1 pseudogene is annotated in these 1,663 nt (G+C 71.7%); it reads right to left on the bottom strand.

Annotation, left to right across the window (positions count from 1 at the left end):
* Window positions 1–914: pseudogene (locus K6I33_RS34850) on the bottom strand (hypothetical protein); the annotation flags it as partial.
* Window positions 915–1,663: the final 749 nt, after the last annotated feature.

Below are 1,663 nucleotides of genomic sequence, written 5' to 3'. Positions count from 1 at the left end.
GACAGGGCGCTGGGGTCGGGGTTGCCGGGGCAGTCGACGTCGCCGGGGGTGCACTTGAGCTTGGTGTCCCAGCGGTCGTCGGCGGCGAAGACGTCGTCGACGTGGACGCCGAAGTAGTTGCGGGCGGCGCCCAGGTGGACGCCCCGGGTCAGCCACTCCACGATGCCGCGGGAGACCAGGCGGAACTGTGTCTGGTAGCGGTTGGCGACGAAGGTGACGACGAGTTCGCTGCGGCCGTCGTGGTCGTACTGGCCGATCAGCGAGCCGCGTCCGGAGCCGCCGGGGACGGGCGCGTCGACGAGGCTGGTGTAGGTGGCGCCCTTCTCCTGCGTCGCGAGCGGTACGGCGATATAGCCGTAACTCTCCTTGACGGCGGGGTCGTTGTCCTCGAAGGGAACGTTCTTCTTGAGGTAGCCGAAGGGTCCGGCGGCGCCCGCCGTGGTCACCTGGGCGGTCTGCCCGTCGAGGGGACCGGCGTAACCGCCCGCGTCGGGGGTGTTCAGCCCGACGGCCGGGCGGGCGTAGGTGTAGGCGTCGGCCTGCCGGATGCCGAATCGTTTCTCGTAGCCGGCGAGGGCCGTCATCTCGGCGGAATCGGCGCCGAAGGGGTTGTCGTTGGGCAGGACCACGCCCTGGAACTTGGCTCTCGGTCTGCCGTCCACGGTGTCGCTGAGGAACGCCTCGTCGACGCGCGGGCGGGCTGCGTCGCCGAGGTCGAGCCTGGTGTACGGGGTGCCGGCCGCGTCCAGCTCGGCACGGATGGCCTCGACGGCGGGGCCGCCGTCGTCGACCACCAGTAAGCGCAGGTCGATGCGTGGCGGAAGGTCCGCCGCGCTCGCGCTGCCCACGGGCAGCGCCATCGTCAGCATCGCGGCGGCGGCCCAGGCCGCGACCGCGCGCGTCGTACGCCCCATTACGTCTCCCCCCGGACGGAGCCGCGCGTGGGGTGCGCGGGCCTCCGTGCCTGATACGTGCACGGCGCCCCTGACGAACGCCGTCACACTGCGAATGATCGCGAGCGGCCCCCGGCGGCCGGATCCCCACCCCGGCCGCGAACGCTCCTCCCCTGCCAGGGAACGGACGCCGATTGTCCGGTTCCCAGCCACGCACCCGGAGCCCGGGGCGCGCGACGACGACGCGGGCTCCGGGCACGGGAGTGCCACGGCTCCGAGAGACATCGCTGCCTTTCGACCGCTCAGCCATATAGTGCGTCATGCCCGAAGCCCGCGCGGGGCGCACCGGGGACTCACCCGGCGGGTCCGGAGGGGCGTTGGCCGAAACCCGCCGCAGCGTCCGGCACCCCGTTCCGCCGGCCCGTGGCGGCCCGTCCGGGGGCATTCCCGAGGTGACCTGTGTCAACTTCCGTATACAACGCCACCGGACGTGTGTTCAGGGGCCGGAGGCACATCCGCCTCCTGTGGTTCCGGGCGTCACGAGATCGGCTTGATGAAGGCCGTCCGGAATGCCGGTTGCATCCGGGATTCCAGCGCCGTGACCGTCAACTTCCATGCGGAGAACGGACGGCAATCGTCCGGACCCGATCGTTCGAGTGCGCGGGGCGATACGGAATCACCCTTCCGGGTCCGGGGTGTCGGGTGTCAACCATGTTGCGGGCGGGGGACGTTGATCCCCGAGGACCGGCGGGGAGCGGGAGCGGCAGCGG

The organism is Streptomyces sp. UNOB3_S3 (assembly GCF_020740895.1).
In the GTDB taxonomy this organism is placed as follows: domain Bacteria; phylum Actinomycetota; class Actinomycetes; order Streptomycetales; family Streptomycetaceae; genus Streptomyces.
This window is presented reverse-complemented; position numbering and strand designations above follow the sequence as displayed.